Origin of the sequence: Microbulbifer litoralis (assembly GCF_023634065.1) — a bacterium.
Lineage (GTDB): Bacteria > Pseudomonadota > Gammaproteobacteria > Pseudomonadales > Cellvibrionaceae > Microbulbifer > Microbulbifer litoralis.
In genome coordinates, this window is sequence record NZ_JALKCV010000012.1 from 121,385 (window position 1) to 136,720 (window position 15,336).

At 60.7% G+C, this 15,336-nt stretch carries 9 protein-coding genes; 2 read left to right on the forward strand and 7 right to left on the reverse strand.

The annotated features are described in order from the left end of the window. Positions 1-161 precede the first annotated feature (161 nt). From MWN76_RS16555 to MWN76_RS16580, 6 genes are all read right to left on the reverse strand, one after another. The gene (locus MWN76_RS16555; RefSeq protein WP_250463315.1) at positions 162-1,886 is read right to left on the reverse strand and encodes a diguanylate cyclase; all 1,725 of its coding nucleotides are present in this window, start codon (positions 1,884-1,886) and stop codon (positions 162-164) included. Positions 1,887-2,169: 283 nt separating this feature from the next. After that, the gene (locus MWN76_RS16560) at positions 2,170-3,723 is read right to left on the reverse strand and encodes an alpha-N-arabinofuranosidase (protein ID WP_284500622.1); all 1,554 of its coding nucleotides are present in this window, start codon (positions 3,721-3,723) and stop codon (positions 2,170-2,172) included. Between the two features lie 333 nt (positions 3,724-4,056). Beyond that, a complete protein-coding gene (locus MWN76_RS16565; protein WP_250463318.1) occupies positions 4,057-5,898 on the reverse strand; it encodes a family 43 glycosylhydrolase in 1,842 nt (613 codons plus the stop codon). 142 nt (positions 5,899-6,040) lie between these two features. Continuing rightward, complete coding sequence (locus MWN76_RS16570) at positions 6,041-7,984, reverse strand: glycoside hydrolase family 97 protein (RefSeq protein ID WP_250463322.1); 1,944 nt, start codon at positions 7,982-7,984, stop codon at positions 6,041-6,043. Positions 7,985-8,084: 100 nt separating this feature from the next. Next, positions 8,085-9,038 carry a glycoside hydrolase family 43 protein gene (locus tag MWN76_RS16575; RefSeq protein ID WP_250463325.1) on the reverse strand — a complete coding sequence of 318 codons (954 nt, stop codon included), beginning with the start codon at positions 9,036-9,038 and terminating at the stop codon, positions 8,085-8,087. 54 nt (positions 9,039-9,092) lie between these two features. Further along, positions 9,093-10,118 carry a glycoside hydrolase family 43 protein gene (locus MWN76_RS16580; RefSeq protein WP_250463328.1) on the reverse strand — a complete coding sequence of 342 codons (1,026 nt, stop codon included), beginning with the start codon at positions 10,116-10,118 and terminating at the stop codon, positions 9,093-9,095. A 202-nt stretch (positions 10,119-10,320) separates the two neighbouring features. Here MWN76_RS16580 and MWN76_RS16585 point away from each other — a divergent pair, with 202 nt between their 5' ends. Both MWN76_RS16585 and MWN76_RS16590 read left to right on the forward strand, forming a co-directional pair. Next, positions 10,321-11,379: an arabinan endo-1,5-alpha-L-arabinosidase gene (locus tag MWN76_RS16585; protein ID WP_250463331.1), complete on the forward strand. Its 1,059-nt coding sequence runs from the start codon at positions 10,321-10,323 to the stop codon at positions 11,377-11,379. 89 nt (positions 11,380-11,468) lie between these two features. Next, positions 11,469-13,853, forward strand: coding sequence for a glycoside hydrolase family 127 protein (locus MWN76_RS16590; protein WP_250463334.1), 2,385 nt, complete (start codon positions 11,469-11,471; stop codon positions 13,851-13,853). Positions 13,854-14,221: 368 nt separating this feature from the next. On the opposite strand, the gene MWN76_RS16595 is transcribed toward MWN76_RS16590, so the two are convergent. Further along, a complete protein-coding gene (locus MWN76_RS16595; RefSeq protein ID WP_250463337.1) occupies positions 14,222-14,872 on the reverse strand; it encodes a hypothetical protein in 651 nt (216 codons plus the stop codon). Between the last annotated feature and the right edge of the window lie 464 nt (positions 14,873-15,336).

Below are 15,336 nucleotides of genomic sequence, written 5' to 3' on the forward strand. Positions count from 1 at the left end.
ACGCATTCGAACAGGTTTTCCGAAAATACGAATAACGCTGATAAACCCTGTATCCAGTTCGTAGAGTCGTCTTTCCGGACTCGATCCGGAATGACGACTGCGATGGGTGGTTTTGGCCAAAACAGTTTTGAGACAACTGACAAGTCGATTCAAGGGGGAACTCAGAGGACATCCGGCTCCACGATATTCACGGCACCTCCATCGTCATATTGGCACGCGGCTCCCCCACAGACAGCATACCGGTTCCGCCCCCGCTGCTTGGCCAGGTAGAGAGCGGAATCCGCCGCCTCGAACAGCTGCATCGGCAGACTGAAGTGGTTGCCCTCGAGGCTTGCCACACCGATGCTGGTGGTCAGGGCCACGCCGTTCGGGTGCAGCTCCGCGATGGTGCCCACCAGCCGCTTCGCCAGCACCACTGCCTGCTCTCCGTTTGTGCGCGGCAGCAGTATCACAAACTCCTCGCCGCCATAGCGGCAGGCCGTGACCGGCTTGCGGATCTGCCGCCGGATAAGCTGCCCGACAGCCTCAATCACGGAATCGCCCCTGCGGTGGCCGTAGCGGTCGTTGATCTCCTTGAAGTGATCCAGGTCTATCACCAGCAAGGAAAGCTGGGTCCCGGAACGCGCGGCGAAACTGAATTCGCGCGACAGCTGCTCCTCAAAGAAGCGGCGGTTATACAGGCTCGAGAGTTCATCGATATAGCCCCGCTTGCGAATCAGCCGCACGCGCGCACCCAGTGCCAGCGAAAGCAACACCATTTCAATCAGCGCCGCCACCTGGAAGGCGTTGTGGGTAAAGCCATTGTGTGGCAGCAGGCCAAAGGTTTTCAGGATATAGATGATGACACTGGCAATCAGCGTTGCCCACCCCATCATGAAATAGCGGGCGGAAACCGATCCGCGTATTACACTGACCGTACCCATCGCAAACAGCAGCAAACCGACGAGCAGCGCAAATACCGTAAAGGCCGTGACTACCGGCCGGTAACCAACCAGTGGCGCGACGGCAAGCATCGGGATCAGCATAAACTGTATCGCCCGTGCGATCCGGTCTATACGCGGTGCCAACTGGGCCGCCGTGCAGACTTCCCGGGCAAAGCGGGTGGCGAATACCAGGGAGAGCGCGAGCAACACAATCAGGCTCCAGTTGCCGAGCCATGGATTGTCGGGCCAGGCGAAGTGGAAAGCCACACCGTTGATCACCGCAAAGTAGAGACCGTAGCTGAGTGCATAGCCCATGTAGTAGACATAGGCCCTGTCCCGCACGGCAATAAACAGGAACAGGTTGTAGAGCACCAGCACCAGGAAGCCGCCATAGTAGATACCGAGCAGAAACTGCTCCACGCTCATCCGCGCCAGGAAGGCACTCTCACTGCTGACAGCCAGGCCAATATTCAATGCCCCCTGGGTCTCGTAGCGCAGGTAGTAGGTCCGCTCACTCGCCGGCGGTAGCGCTACCGGGAAAACGAAATCCCGCAGTACCAGTGGGCGGCTGGAGAAGGCACGCCGGTCGCCGGTGGATATATGCCGCCAGCCACCGCGGCCATCCGGCGCCCAGAAATCCAGGTAATCGATCAGCGGGTAGTCCTGGCGGACCAGTAGCGAAAGGGGGTTGTCCGTCGGGTTGCGCAGGGTGAATGCCACCCAGTAAGTGGAGGAGGTATAACCGAAATTGGCCGCCGCCCGGTTCCACGGCTGCAACCTGTCACCAAACTCCGGGGAGCGTACCTGGCCGAAATCCAGCTTCCCCTGCGGATCCTCCAGCAGGCGCAGCCGGGGTATCAGGGAAGTCGGTTGCAGATCCGGGGAAACCGTCAGGGTCCCCGCCTGTGCCCAACCGCACAGGCAAAGCAGAAGTATTCCCCACAAGATATAAGCCAGCTTCATCCCTTAAAGCCCGTGTGATCGTACAGCGGTTATCCTTGAGGCTCTGCTTCCCTGCGCGGCCGATTGGCGTCAATATTACCACAGGCAACATCGGCGACTGGTGCTTATTAGTGGTCATCACAGACCGCGGAGCTGTCCTTCAGAAAAAAAGTGACATTTTTCCGGCTGACGTCTACTACTGCCAGAAACTACTCAGGGAGGGGGATCGGGGAGGAGAGCCGGCGGGGTCCCGCCGGACCCGGAACCTGCATCGCGCAGGCCCCGGGTGTACGGGATCAGCAGATTACTTCAGGCTGACCACCAGTACAGATTTGGCCGGGATCTCCAGCACCAGGTTTCCGCTGTCGGCACTGGCATTGTAGCCGGCCGGCTCCACGGAATCGGGGTCGTCGAATGTATTGCGCGCATCCATCGCACCCGCCGTCAGCAGTTGCCCCGTCGCCCCGCTGATCTCGGCACCTTTCACATCGACCGCCACCTGCTGCGCGGCCCCGGGGTCCAGGTTGACCAGCGACAGGTACAACTGGCCGTCTTTACCGCGGGCGGCCGACGCACTGACCGCGGGCAACGTCTTGCCGCCCTGCTGGTAACTGTGCAGGTTGCCGATTTCCAGCGGCAGCGAGGTCGCATCCTGGAACACCTTGTACATGCCGTAGGTGTGGTAGGTCGGGGTAAGGACCATCTCTTCCCCGTCTGTGAGGATCATCGCCTGCAGGACATTCACCATCTGCGCAATGTTGGTCATACGCACGCGATCCGCGTGGCGGTGGAAGATATTGAAATTGAGCGCGGCGACCAGTGCATCCCGCAGGGTATTCTGCTGGTAGAGGAATCCGGGTTCCCTGCCCTCTTCCGGGTTGTACCAGGTGCCCCACTCGTCCACGTAAAAACCGATTTCGTTTTCCGGGTCGTTCTTGTCCAACACTTTCTTGTTGTTGCGGATGAACTCATCCATGCGCAGCGTCTGCCACAGGGTCGAGGCCCACTGGTCCTCACCGAAACCGGTGGACTCGCCCTTGTCATCCCATTCGCCGGTGGGCAGGGTATAGAAATGGAAGCTGATGCCATCCATCTGTCGCTGGATATTCTTGCTCAGCACATCGGTCCACTCGGTGTCCGCCGTGTGGCCGCCGCTGGCGACAAATTTTGGTTCACTGCCGCGAGGGGTTTTCAGGAAGGTGGCGAAGTGATTGTAGAGATCGGAATAGTACTCCGGGCGCATATGGCCACCGCAGCCCCAGGCCTCATTGCCGACCCCGAAGTAGGCCACATCCCAGGGTTCCTCGCGACCGTTCCTGCGGCGCTCTTCCACGACCGCGGATTGACTGTCGCCAGTCATATACTCCAGCCACTCGGCCATCTCCCGCGGATTGCCGGTGCCCAGGTTGCCGTTGACATAGGCATCGGCACCGAGCAACTCCACCAGCTCGAAAAATTCGTGGGTACCGAAAGCGTTGTCCTCGGGCACGCCGCCCCAGTGGGTGTTGACCCGGACCGGGCGCGCATCGCGCGGACCGATACCATCGCGCCAGCGATACTCATCGGCGAAGCAACCGCCGGGCCAGCGAACCAGCGGCACCCGGATATCCCGCAGTGCCTCGATCACATCGGTGCGAAAACCGTGAATATTATCGATATCGGAGTCTTCCCCGACCCAGATACCGCCGTAGATACCGCGGCCCAGGTGCTCGGCAAACTGTCCGTAAATATCGCGGTTGATGGTCGCACCGGGCCTGGTGCTGTCGATTTCGATACGGGTCATGGGCTCCTGCGCCTGCGACGCCATGGATAGGCAACAGGCACCAGCTGCCAGCCAGTTTGTCAGTTTTTTGCTCATGCTTTTCTCTCGCTTTATTGATTATTGATTATTGAAAAAGGAGCCAGTGGAAAACGTAGCGAGCGGGTGGCTGGTGGTGACCGCCGGAGCAGAGGAAGCGGAGTGTACTCTAGTACATGAGCATTCCGAGCACCGCCGGACGCCGCCAGGCGCACGCGCAGTAGTTTTACGCAGGCTCCGTTAAAAAAAAGGTGGTATACATCACAGATGCAACCACCCAAGCCCGATAGGAAACAGACGCGAACAACAAACCATCAATACCGGTATGGCAGGCGAAAGAGCAATCCTCTGTACCCTGTCGCCAGCGCGGCCCGCTCTTGCCGGTGACTTCTTTTACCCTCTCGCGGGAATCCTGCGCAGCTGGAATTTCTGGCAATCACTGTCCGCCGCGGGTGCCTGGGCGAATTCCGTGCCTTCGGCCAACCCGCAGTGCGCCAGGTCCAGGCTGTGCTTGCTCTCGCGGTTGACGATACGCAGGCTGCCGTCGGCCAGCGGCTCCATGCGCCACTGGCTGCTGGTGCCGTCGCAACTACCCGGCACTGCGGCCGCGCCGGGCACTACCGCACCATCGGCAATGGTCATGCACTGGTCCCCGGAGCGCAGGTTTACAAAGCCCTGCTCCACCGGTTCGGCGCGCCAGCGCTGGCAGTGACTGCCGTTCCAGGCGCCCTGGTCGATGGCGTCGCCACTGCAGCTCTGCAACACTCGGCCACTTTGCACGCTGGCGATGGCAACCTCTTCCGCCGGCTGCAGGCGCCACTGGTCACAACCGTCATAGCTGCAATTGGCAGCCGCCAGCGGTTGGCCGGTCTGGCGGTTGACCAGTTCCACCCAGCCGTTTTCATCCTGTTTCAGTTCCCAGCGCTGGGCTGCGGTATTGGCCCAGGGAGCGAGCTGGTTCTCGGCACCAAGGAAGTTGCCGGAGTCCACATCGGCCAGGCGATAGGCACCGTCGGCGGTGTTGTCCAGCACCCAGCGGGTACCATCTTCACCGCAGGCTCCGAGTCCTGAACCCGCCAGGCATTCCTCACCTTTGCCGTTGACCAGTTGCCACCGGGCCCCCTGGACCTGAACGGTCAGCGGGCCGTTTTCGCCGGATGGCAGTTTCTGCGGTTCGCCTTCCGGCACCGGCTCACCAAAGTTCGGGGTGCCGTCCTCATTCCAGGTAAACTTCTGTGCGCGCACCGAGCGGGTCGCGCTGCAGCCATCGGTCTCTTTCGAATTGCCGTGATAGACAATCCAGTCCTCGGTGCCGTCCGGCGAGGTGAAGAAACCGTTGTGGCCCGGGCCATAGACGCCATTGCCACGCTGGAATACCGGCTCCGGGTATTTGCTCCAGTGGTCCGGGTTCATCGGATCGTCGCCGGTCAGTTCCTTCATCGCCAGTTTGTAGTCCGGCGTATCACAGTAGCTGGCGGAGTAGATCAGGAAGGTGCGGCCGTCCTTCTCCAGGATCTCGGCGCCTTCGTTGACCTTGCGACCGCTTTTTTCCCACTCGGCTTCCGGGCGGGTCAGCACCACCCGCGGACCCTCGATGGTCCAGGGGTTGGTCATCTTCGAAATCCAGTTCAGCTGTTCGTCACCGACCCACTCGGACCACAGCAGGTACAGCTGGCCATCGTGCTCAAGGTAGGAACCGTCGATATTCCAGCTATCCGGCATCGGCGAACCCTTGTAGACGTAGGGGCCCATCGGATCGTCGCCGACACTCTCCAGTACCGACAGGTGCTGGTGATCCAGGGTTCCGTGCTGGCCGGAGGTGTACATCAGGTACCAGCGCGGGCCATTGGGGCCGTCCAGGCGGTGGAACTCAAACGCCCAGAAGTTGCAGCAGCGGGACGGGTCGGTGTCGGACCAGATATTGACCGGCGCCGCAGTGGCCAGGCCATCCAGGGTGGGCGACTTGCGCATGACCAGCTGGGAAGTCCAGGTGGTCGTGGTCAGGTAGTAGTTGCCGTCGTAATACTCCAGCCACGGGTCGGCACCGTTGCTGAACAGCGGGTTGGCGAACATGCCCGCGGGCAGTTCGGCCTTGTCCCGGCCGGCCTCGGCCACCGGCGCTTTCGCTTTCTCCGGTGCGGCCGTTTCGTCGGCGGGCTTGCAGGCGCTCAATGTGGCCACTGCCACGCCGGCGGCAATGGCGCCCATCCATTTTCTGTTCAGTGCTCTTTTCATGACTCATTTACCTCGTTCGGCAGGCTACATCTGCCTGTGCCCGGCAAGGGCGGTTACTGGTTGTTCCCGCCCCGACCACTTCTGCGATATTTATCCGGTATCCGCAACACGGGCAGGACGCAGACAGCCCATGCGGCGATGATCATTCGTTGCTGGCCAGCTTCGCGGCCGGAAATTTCATGACGAAGCCGCCGTGGCCGCGCATGTCCACCGCAACGGCACTGCCGGTTTCCACTTCGCTGCGGGCGAAGGTGCGCGGCGTGTCGCCATCGGTTATCTGCTCACCCACGCGCGGGTCGATAAAGGACAGGTCCAGCTGCAGTTCCCTGCGCTCTTTGCCACCATTGATGCCGGCGACAAACCAGGTGTCGCCACTGCGGCGCGCGATAACGGCGAACTCGCCCGGGAAGCCATCCAGCAGGTGGCTCTCGTCCCAGACCACAGGAATGTCGGACAGATACTCGCGCACATACCCCGGCACCTGCGCCATGCCCTCGTCGGTTTCGGCAATGTGCTGGAGGCCGGACTGGAACAGCACCGGCAGCGCCAGCTCAAAGCCGTTGCTGGTGCGGCGTTCGATATTCGGGATTTCGGAAAACACCGTGGGGGTAAAATCCATCGGGTCGAAGACATTGCGGGTAAACGGCAACATCGCCATATGCGAGGCGGCCAGGTCTGCCGATTCCTGCGTGAAGGTGATCATCTCGAACCCGTGTACGGCTTCCGCGGTCATCAGGTTGGGATAGGTGCGCTGCAGCCCACGCGGCAACGTGGCACCGTGGAAATTGACCAGAAGGTGATAATCGGCAGCATCCGCGAGAATATCGCGATAATAGGCGATCATCGATTGGCCATCGCCGGCGAAGAAGTCCACCTTGATCCCGGCAATGCCCATCTCCTGAAGGCGCGCGAATTCGGCGCGGCGCTGCTTGCGGCTCAGCAGCGCGCCCTTGGGCGTGTATTCGGTTTGGTTCCAGGCACCGGAGGAGTTGTACCACAGTAGCAGGCGCACATTCTTTTGTGCCGCATAGTCTGCCAGCTCGGCAACTCGGTCGTAGCCGATGTTCTGGTCCCAGTTCACATCCACCAGGATGTAGGGCCAGCCCATCTCGGCGGCGTAGTCGATAAAGCGTTTCTGGGTATCGTAGTTGACCGAGGAATCTTTCAGCAGCGCCCAGCTCCAGCTGGCGAATCCCGGCTTCACCCAGGGCATCGGCGCAATGGCGGGTTCCGCCAGGTCGGTGCCCAGGGTGGATTGGACAACCGTGGCCAGGTCGCCGATGGCGATGATGCGCCAGGGGGATTCCAGCGGCAGCTCGGCTTCGGCCATCAGGGCCCCGTCGGTGAATTTCTCCGGCGCCATCGGATAGCCGATGCGGTACTCGCCTTCCGGCGACTCCGCCTGCAGGCGGGAGGCGTGGTAGCGGCCGTCCATATCCGCCTCGCTGACCAGGGCCCAGCCACCGCCGGTGTGGAAGAGCGCGGGGAACACCCAGCCGGCCGGGGACGGCGAGGCCTCGCCCACCGGGACATCCATCCGGTAATGCTCTTCATAGGACGGGTTGGTGTTGGCGAAGCCGGTCTGCGCCTCGGCCACCGGCTGCAGCCAGGCGCGACTCTGCGGGGCAAAGGCAAAGCTGGTGGTTTCCTCGACAACCGTCTGCACCTGTCCCGCTTCACCCGGCACCCGGTAACGGAAGGCCACACCGTCGGCGCTGACCCGCAGCACGATTTCCAGCATCTGCCCATCCGCATTCTCCACCTGGAAAACCCGCTGGTTGCTGCGGTAGGCAATCTCGCGCTGCTTGCCCTGGCGCAGCACATAGTCTTCGGCAATCTGGGTGGCGGTACTGGCAGTCAGTTTGCGCAGGCCGGAACTCAGGTCCCGGTCCTCCAGTTGCAGACCCATGCTGGACTCTTCCAGCACCACCGTCCTGTCGCGGCTCACCCGGTAGTAGAGCTCGCCGTCCGACAGCCCCAGGGTCACCACAATGCGCCCGTCGGCGCTGCGTAGTTTGTAGCTCTGCCCGGCACCACAGGCGGTGAGGCAGAGCGACAGTATTGCCAGCAACAGAATCCGTTTCATAAATTGCAACCATTCAATCGAGTGTACATTTCACGCGCCGCCACCCGCTTTGTCGCAGGTGGTGGCGCGACGGGCGCTCACCCCGTGAAATGAACACGTTCTATTCCACAGGGTCCACACCTTCCGACGTCATGATCACCCGCTGGAGGGTGCCGTCCGGGTTGTAGTTCAGGTCATCGATGGCAACAGAGCGACGGAAGCTGCCACCTTTCGGTGTGGCGCCGTTATGGTATATGAAGTAGGAGTTGCCTTTGTAGTCGATGATCGACTGGTGGTTGGTATTCGAGTTGCCCGCCAGTTCGTTGAGAATGCCCTTGTACTCCCAGGGCCCCTCGATGGACTTGCTCATGGCGTAGGCGGTTTTCTCCGGGAAGCCCATGGCGTAACTCAGGTAGTAGTATTCGCCGTGCTTGTGTACGTACAGGGCCTCGGTGAAATCCGGCAGGTCCAGGTCATGGATGGGGCCATCCAGCTCCACCATGTTGTCTTTCAGGCGGGCCCAGCGGGGCTTGGTGTTGCCCCAGAACAGGTAGGCCTCGCCGTCGTCATCGACAAATACCGCCGGATCCAGGTCGTCCCAGTCGATATCGGTATCGGTGGTCATGTCGTTGCTGACCAGCGCCTCGCCCAGGGCATCCCTGAACGGGCCGGTGGGGCTGTCGGAAACCGCCACACCGATGGCGAAGCCCGGTTTGCTCTCATCGTGGCGCACGGTGGTGTAAAAGTAGAACTTACCACCCTTCTCCACCACGTGGCCGGCCCAGGCATCCCCCTTGGCCCACTCGAAATCATCCACCGCCAGCGGCGAACCGTGGTTTTTCCAGTTCACCATATCGGTGGAGGAAAACACCAGCCACTTGGTCATCTTGTAGAAGTCTTTGTTGTCCTTGGCCTCGTCATGGCCGGTGTACAGGTAGACGGTATCGTCGTATACCATCGCGGCCGGGTCGGCGGTCAGTACATCGGTGATGATCGGGTTGTCGGCCTGTGCGGCAAATGGCAGGAGCGCGGACAGGGCCAGGCCGGCGAGGCCGTATTTCTTCGTGTTGCTCATCGTTGTCAGACTCTTTTCAATCACTGAATTTTTCCGGTTGCGAATTCGCCACAATCAGTCATCCTGCTGCTGGCGGAAATCGGGCATACCGCGCTCGTCCCAGTAGAGTTCACGCACCCGCGTGTGGCGGTTGGGGTCGCTCAGGGGACTGCCCTTGAGTTCGCGATAATTGCGCGCGTGGTAAACCACCAGGTCGGTCTCGCCGTCTTCGGCAACGGTAAAGCTGTTGTGCCCCGGCCCGAAACGCTGCAGGGCGGCATTGGTGGAGAACACGGGCTGCGGTGACTTGTGCCAGGATTGCGTGTCCATCAGTTCCGCGTCCACATCCGCCCACAACAGCCCCATGGCATAGTTGTGGTCGGTGGCACTGGCGGAGTAGCTGATGAAGACACGGCCGTTTCTTTTCAGGACTGCCGGCCCCTCGTTGACCTTGTGGCCGATGGTTTCCCAATCGAGTGTGGGTTCCGACAGGGTGATCACCGGCAGCCTGATTTCGGTGGGGGAAGCCATCTCCGCCATCAGCAGCGCAGAGCCGCGCGAGCCCTCGGCATCGTACTGTGCCCAGACGAGATAGCGCTTGTCCCGGTGGGTAAAACTGGTGGCATCGAGGGAGAAGCTGTCCACGGGGGTGGCGATGCGGCCCATCTCCTGCCACTGCCCCTGCTGTGGATTGGCGGTGTCGTTTCGCAGCGCGTACATGCGGATTTTCCACGGATCCCCTGCCTCGCCGGCGGCGAAGTATATGTACCAGGCGCCGTCGATGCGGTGCAGTTCCGGCGCCCAGATATGGGCACTCATGGGGCCACTCATGTGTTTGCGCCAGACGACCTCCGCCTCTGCCCCGGCGAGGCCGGCAATGGTGGTGGCCCGGCGCAGCTCTATGCGATCGTATTCCGGTGCGGTGGCGATAAAATAGTAATAGCCATCGGTGTGGCGGAAGACCCAGGGGTCGGCCCGCTGCGCTATCAGGTAGGAAGGGTCGCTCCCGGATTTGCCCCCGGCCATTACCGCGGTCGAAATCAGGAAGGCACAGCTGCACGCCAGCGCGACGGATACAGCCCTTGCAGTCAATCCAAACATTGTCATCGCCATCGTTATTCTTGTGATTGTGTCGCCGTCTCAGCGGCGCTCTATCGTGCAACCGGAATTTCCTCCGGTTGCTGTATTTTTAACGATATTATTATAATACCAATAGCGTCACAACCCCGTCATATGGGCGACTGTGGCCGCGATAATGAGAGCCGTTTTCCCGGCAGCTATATATAAGAAGAGAGAAGTTTCTATGTTTCGCTATGCGCCCTCCCCCGTTCGCGCCGGCGCCGCTGCGCTGGCCAGCCTGATCCTGAGCGCCTGCAGCCACGCCGAGCCCCAGCCTCCCCGCCAGGTCAGCATCCACGACCCGGTGATGGCCCAGGAGGGCGACAGCTACTACCTGTTCAGCACCGGCCCGGGGATCACCATCTACCGCTCCGACAACCTGGTGGACTGGGAGAAATCCGGCCGCGCCTTCGCCGGCGAGCCGGATTGGGCGCGCGAGGTGGTACCGGGGTTCGCCGGCCACCTGTGGGCACCGGACATCATCTCGCGCCACGGCCGCTTCTACCTCTACTACTCCGTCTCCGCCTTCGGCAAGAACACCTCCGCCATGGGTGTGACCGTCAATGAGACCCTGGACCCGGACGCCCCCAACTACCAGTGGAAAGACCAGGGAGTCGTCATCCAGTCTGTCCCCCACCGGGACAACTGGAATGCAATCGACCCGAATATCGTGCTGGACGACGACGGCACCGCCTGGATGAGTTTCGGTTCCTTCTGGGGCGGCCTGAAACTGGTGAAGCTGGACGATACCTGGACAGCGCCGGCCGAACCGCAGGAGTGGCACACCCTGGCCCGCGGCGAGCGCCCGCCCTTCACGCCCGCCGACCAGGCCGGGCCGGAGGAGATCGAAGCGCCGTTCATTTTCAGGAAACACGGTTACTACTACCTCTTTGTGTCCCGCGGCCTCTGCTGCCGGGGCGACGACAGCACCTACCGCCTGACCGTGGGCCGCGCCCGGGAGGTCACCGGACCCTACCTGGACAAAGACGGCAGGGATATGGCGGACGGCGGCGGCACCCCCCTGATCTCCGGCAACGAACGCTGGCCCGGCCTGGGGCACAACAGCGCCTACACCTTCGACGGCGAGGACTACCTGGTGCTGCACGCCTATGAATCCGCCGACAACGGCCTGCAGAAACTGAAGATCCTGGACCTGAAATGGGATGACGGACTCTGGCCGGTCGTGGATCCGGCACAGCTGGACAGTTACCGCAGCCGGCTGGTGGAACAACTCCCGGAATAAACCCTGTCCCTGCAGGAGCCTGCCCGCAGGGATATCCGACAACGATGGGCAGGTCGCCCGCCCCGCCCGTCCCACGGAGCACTGCAACAATGAAAAAACTGATCCCCGCTCTGACACTCAGCCTGCTTGCGGTCGCCGGCTGCAGTGAGCCCCGGCCACCGTCGGCCACCGGCGCGCCGGTGGAGAAATTCCCGCTCGGCGATATCCGCCTGCTGGACAGCCCGTTCAAGCACGCCCAGGACAAAAACATCGACTACATCCTGGCCATGGACCCGGACCGGCTGCTGGCACCCTACTTGCGCGAAGCCGGCCTGGAACCCAGGGCGGACAGCTACGGCAACTGGGAAAACACCGGCCTCGACGGCCATATCGGCGGCCACTACCTGACCGCCCTCAGCCTCGCCTACGCCGCCACCGGCAATGAGGAAGCCAGGGTGCGGCTCGATTACATGCTGGATGAATTACAGCGTGCACAGCGGAAAAATGGCGACGGTTACCTGGGCGGTATTCCCGGCGGCGCCGCCATGTGGCGGCAGATCGCGAACGGCGAGATAGACGCGGGCCTGTTTTCGCTCAACGACAAGTGGGTGCCGCTCTACAATATCCACAAGACCTACGCCGGCCTGCGCGATGCCTGGCTGCACGCCGGCAGCGAACAGGCGCGGGATATGCTGGTCGAGCTGGCGGACTGGGGCGTGCGGCTGATCGCCAACCTGTCCGACGAACAGTTACAGGACATGCTGCGCAGTGAGCACGGCGGGCTGAATGAAGTCTACGCAGACGTAGCCGAAATTACCGGCGACGACCAATACCTGGCAGTGGCCCGCCGGTTGTCCCACCGGGAAATCCTGCAGCCGCTGGAGGCGCACCGCGATGCCCTCACCGGCCTGCACGCCAATACCCAGATCCCGAAAGTCATCGGTTACAAGCGCGTGGGCGACCTGGCCCATGACGCCCGGTGGCAGGACGCCGCCGAATACTTCTGGCAAGAGGTGGTGAACAAGCGCACCGTCGCCATCGGCGGCAACAGCGTGCGCGAGCACTTCCACGCGCTGGACGACTTCTCTTCGATGGTGGAAGACGTGGAGGGGCCGGAGACCTGCAACACCTACAACATGCTCAAGCTGACGGAAATGCTCTATCACAGCAGTCCGGAGCCGCGTTATGTACGCTACTACGAACGAGCCCTGTACAACCATATCCTCTCTTCCCAGAACCCGGATACCGGCGGGCTGGTGTACTTCACCCCCATGCGCCCACAGCACTACCGCGTCTATTCACAGCCGGAAAAAGCCATGTGGTGCTGTGTGGGCTCAGGTATCGAGAACCACAGCAAATACGGCGAGATGATCTACGCCCACCGCGGCAACGAGCTGTTCGTCAACCTGTTTATCCCGTCGAAACTGCAGTGGCGCGAGCGCGGGCTCACAGTCACCCAGCGCAACCGCTTCCCGGATGCGGAAAACACCACACTGGAAATCGAAGGTGACGCCACGGCGACGCTGCACCTGCGCTATCCGGCCTGGGTATCGGAGGGCGACCTCAAGGTGCGCATCAATGGCAATACATTCCAACACAACGCCAAACCGGGCAGCTATGTTTCCATCGAGCGCCACTGGCAGGAAGGCGACCGCATTGAGATAGCCCTGCCAATGCACGCCGAGCTGGAACAGATGCCGGACCGGTCCGACTACTTCGCCCTGCTCTACGGCCCGGTGGTGCTGGCGGCCAAAACCGATCCGCTCGCAGACGAGCAGCTGGATTTCTTTGCCGACGACAGCCGCATGGGCCATATCGCCAGCGGCCCCATGTGTTCGCTGGAATCCGCACCGCTGTTTGTCAGTGAAGACCAGGGTTTCATTCACAACCTGGAACGGCTGCCCGGCAACCAGCTGCGCTTCGCCGCACCAGAAGCCCTGCGCAGCGAGGGCCAACAGGCGCTGGAACTGATTCCGTTTTTCCGCCTGCACGAATCCCGCTATATGCTCTACTGGCCGGTCACCACCCCGGAAAAACTGGCCGGGCGCCGCCGCGCCGAGGCGGAAGCCGATCGCACGCGCCTGGCCCTGGCGAAAGTGACCATCGACAGCATCGCCCCCGGCGAACAGCAACCGGAATCCGATCACTTCTTTGCCGGCGGCAATACCGAGGCAGGCATCCACAAGGGCCGCCACTGGCGCCACGCCAGCGACTGGTTCAGCTACCAGCTCAGGGACCCACAGCGGGAAGCACAGACATTGCGCATCACCTACTACGGGCTGGATAGCGGGCGCGAGTTCGACATCCTGCTGAACGGCGAGAAACTGGCGGATGTGGCACTCGACGGCGGCCGGGGCGATGCGTTTTATACCGTGGACTACACCCTGCCGGCAGCCCTGCGGCAGCGCGAGGACACCGCGCTGGAACTGCGTTTTGAAGCGGAGCCCGGCTCCGTGGCCGGCGGCATCTACGGTATCCGGTTGCTGCGGAAATAGTACCGCCCCGAAATCCCCCGGTAACGGCTCCACCTGTCCGGTGAGCCGTGATTCAATCCGGGGGAGCCTTCGGCGTGTCGGGGCACCGGGCGTTACTGGAATGACACTGCTGGAATTCTACTGAAGGGCCCCGGCCAAAGATAACGCCGAAGCCTCAAGCCGCTGCACTCTGCGAGCAGCACACTAGTGGTCCATGCGGAAAGTTGTGTAACTGTTCGCGTCGCCAAAGCGCCCAGCTCTGCGTTGAGGAAGCTTGAAATAGAACCACTATTCCTGCGCTTTCTCGCCTTGATCTGAACACTTTGGCTGTGCTCCTTAGTCACCAAACTTTCCGCATGGACCACTAGCTCACATAGGGTAACCGGGTATCACAAGCGTGCCTTCATCAATCCCATGGCGGCCATAAAATTAAAAGCCCACTCTCTCCACCCGGGGTAAGACTGAAATCTTGGAATATCCAAGAAAAAACCCGCCCTATCCATTACTTCGGCCGACTCAAGCACTTTACGAGCCCAGTTCCCACAATTAACGCCATGAGAAGCGCCCCAGCTATCCGGAGTCCCGGAGGAAGGTTGCCCAAAAAACTGATATCTATAAGGACTGTTTTGGTAGGCATCGTATCCGGGGTTTTGCGTAGAAGCACTGGCATCAAAACCGATCAGCGCAAGTGCTTCATTCAAAACTTCGACAGGTCTTCTCCATGACTTCGAGTTAAACGGACGACCAACCTTATCCACAATATTCGAAGTTCCCGAATCGTTTCCCAAAATACGAACTTTTGTCTTCAATGGGTGATTCCCGGCGCTGCCTTTTATCAGATTCTTCTGCGGAGCCCTGCCCTCATAAGCTGAATGAGGAAGTGGCACAAGATCTGCTACAACGTTCTGATAAATACCGTCAACCATATATTCGACAGCAATCAAAGAGTGCCCGGCCTGGCCAGTGCTGGTTACTATCACTGAAATTGCCCCGAATGAATCATCAATCGAGATTGAGTGATCAAGAGTACTCGTAGTCATTTCATATCTTCCTTAATACCAATGTTTTATCTTAAACCTTTATTTCATCCTGGCTTCCCTGAAACAGGCTGTCTATCCACTCAGGGATTTCCAACAACATATGGCTTTTCCAGATCAGCTTATCACACCTATCGTGACCTGATTATGTACAGCGGATCTCATCCCGCCTCCACAGTGGGCAGCCCCAGGCACGGTGGCAACAACCGCCAGCATGCAGAACGAAAGAAGCTTGCGATAGTCGTCGAGGCTAAACTGTTTCTGCTTCCACCTACCCAAACACCACTCCAGCTCCTGTCCTAAAAGTGATCAGCTCGACTGACATGAGACATATAGCCGGCACGGATGCCAAGAGCCATACGGATCCGTGTAAATCGTGCAGATAGCCCACCACTGAGCACACCCAGCACACTTGAAAATGTTAAACATTCTCATTAGCATTGCGTCGTTCTATAACGACGACCAAT